We start from the raw sequence: 3,202 nt of genomic DNA, 5'->3' as shown, positions 1-3,202 counted from the left end.
AACATAAACCGGTCAATAAATAGAAAAAATAAGGCATTTATCTACATGATAAACGCCTTATTACAAATTAATCGCCTTCAACTACGACACGGTAATCTTAAGAGAGAAAATTTTCCCGTTTTCACCTGTAACTTTTACGACATAATTACCTGTCGGTACGGAAACTTCATTCCTTCCAAAAATATTTTGCCCGGAATGAACCAGTTTCCCGTCCACATTATATATATCCAATCTTACCGGATTTTCAGCAATCACCACGATACGATGATCCCGAGAAAAAATCTGCACTCCTTCAAGTAATTCCGTATCAAGAGCATTGACATATCGAATAGGAACGACCTGTTGCAAACGAATATCTTCGGATGATGCTCCTACCAAAAATATATAATTTCCTTCAGGTGTGTAAAATTCAGAATTGTTCTCGCTCCATAAACGCAATTCTTTCTTAGGTATTCGCACCGTTATTTCCGTCTCTTGCCCTTTGGAGATATGCACACGCTTAAAACCTTTCAACTGCTTCAACGGCAAAATCGTTCCTTGATCAGGGAACTGAATATATACTTGAGCGACCTCATCACCGTCATAATTTCCCGTATTCGATACAAAGAACTTAACCGTTACATTTTCCTCATCTTGAGTTATATCCAACCCTCGATACGCAAAATCGGTATAACTCAATCCATACCCGAACGGATATAAAGGTTTTCCTTCAAAATACATATAAGTACGATTATTCCTTACATTATAATCGTCAAAAGCCGGGAGATCTGACAAACTATTATAGAATGTCAAGGGAAGACGTCCTCCCGGATTATAATCTCCGAACAAAGCTTCAGCGACTGCTGTTCCGCCCTGCTCTCCGGGATACCAAGCATCCAATACTGCCGGAATATTTTGGTCGATCCAGTTAATAGCCAAAGAACTGCCGGCAACCAATACGACTACTGTATTCGGGTTAGCTTTATAGGCCTCTTCAATAAATATTTGCTGGTCTTCGGGCAATTCTATCGTCGATCGGTCTTGGCCTTCCCTTTCTATAGTGCGATCTATTCCCAAAACCGCAATAGTCAAATCACTCCCCCGAATAATTTCTCCTGCATCTCCATAAGCATCGAGCAAACTTTCAGAATCTGTACTTGGGGTTCTCCAAGCCAACTTTGCGATCGCTTCACCATCATTATCGAAATACTCGGCTACCAACTTATACGTCTTGCCCTTTTCTAAATAAACACTTGCATAATCGGTTTCTTCTGCACGAATTTTCCAAGAATCGATCAACTTTTTACCGTCAAGATATAATCGGCATCCATCGTCAGACGTAAATGCGAACGTATGACGTCCCGTTTCCGGAGCAACCAGATTTCCGGTCCAACGAATAGACATTTTCCCTCTGGGAATTAAAGGATCGGAAGGCTGATTTTTCGGATCGAAAAAAATAGATTCTTCCGTATCGGTATTCGGCATTCCCGATAAATCCATATTATTGAAATACTCGACAGTCAAACCGTCAGGAAAAGCAGACTTTCCGATCAGATTATATTCAAACGCTTTAGAAACAGGCGTTTTCCAAGCCAATTTAGCAATCGCCTCTCCTCCATCATCGAAATACTCAGCTTTCAATTCATACGTTTTTCCTTTTTCTAACGAAACAGTTACATAGTCTGTTTCCTCAGAACGGACTCTCCAAGAATCGATCAATTTTTCCCCGTTAAGATACAGGCGACATCCGTCATCCGATGTAAACGCAAACGTATATTGACCCGTAGCGGGAGCAATCAATTCCCCTGTCCAACGAATCGACATCGGACTTCCGGGAACTAAAGGATCAGGCGGACGATTTTTGGGATCAAAAAGAAGATAATCTTCAATACGCGTATTCGGAGTTCCTGAAAGATTTGCATTACCAAAATATTCGACTTTCAATCCATTCGGGAAAGCAGACTTTCCGATCAAGGTATATTCCAATGCAGGAGAGACCCACGGAGCATATTTCACCTCTACCTGATCCCCTATACGGGCTTTTATACCTTCCAAAACCGAAATAGGAGTATTTACAGGCGTTCCGCTATAATCTCCAAATTCACAATTCGCAGCATTTATACCGACTACCGCTATCGATTTTATATTATCGGTCTGTATCGGCAACATATCTTTGTCATTTTTCAATAACACCAAACTTTGGCGGGCAGCTTCCAATGCCAATTCACGATGTTTTTCACATCCCACAATCGAAGGAGATATTTTATTATACGGATTCTCATTCGGATCATCGAACAACCCCAACCGCATGCGACCTCTCAACACACGATACGCAGCAGAATCGATCTCGGACATGGTTACCATACCCCGATTATAAGCATTCAACAATGGAGTGATATAGACATTATCTCCACACTCCAGATCCAATCCGGCCTTTATACATAACGAGGCCGCTTCTTCATAAGTATCGACATAATGATGTTGCGATACAATATACTCGGGAGCACTGCAATCCGAAACGACATAACCGTCAAACCCCCAATCATCCCGTAATACATCGGTCAGCAACCACTTATTCAGCGTACAAGGAATTCCGTTTACTGCATTATACGCCGACATGACACTTTGTGCCTGCCCCTCTTTAATACACTTTTCAAATGCCGGGAAATAATATTCCCGCAAATCACGCTCCGATATTACAGCATTACCGCTCGCTCTATTATGCTCTTCGTTATTGGCGGCAAAATGTTTCGGAGTCGATACTACTTTAATATACTTAGGGTCATTTCCTTGAAGTCCCCGAACAAATGCTGTTCCCAGCGTACCGGTTAAAAAAGGATCTTCCCCGTATGTTTCCGGCGTACGTCCCCAACGAGGGTCTCGTGCCATATTTATCGTCGGCGACCAAAATGTCAACAAATCACTGGCACCTGCCGTCTGGTCTTTACCCTGATTCAACTCATTCCAGCGTCCCCTGGCCTCATCCGAAATAGCCGTCGACACTTCTTGCAAAAAGTCAGGATTCCACATACTGGCAAGACCTATAGCTTGAGGAAATACCGTAAACTTTCCGGGACGAACAACTCCGTGCAAGGCTTCGTTCCCATGATAATATTTATCGATTCCCAAGCGAGGAATAGCCGGAGATGTTGCCCGCAAAAGAGAAATCTTTTCAGAGACATTCAAACGGGAAAGCAGATCCTTAATCCTTTCATGATGAGAC

The 3,202-nt window shown here is 42.4% G+C and carries 1 protein-coding gene; it reads right to left on the bottom strand.

Annotated elements, in window-relative coordinates; translation table 11 throughout:
- Positions 1–81: 81 nt before the first annotated feature.
- Positions 82–3,202 (bottom strand): glycoside hydrolase family 3 C-terminal domain-containing protein (locus tag AC1WHX_RS11465; protein WP_481229397.1); only part of this gene is annotated, 3,121 nt, incomplete at its 5' end.

The organism is Coprobacter sp. (assembly GCF_982436375.1).
This window is presented reverse-complemented; position numbering and strand designations above follow the sequence as displayed.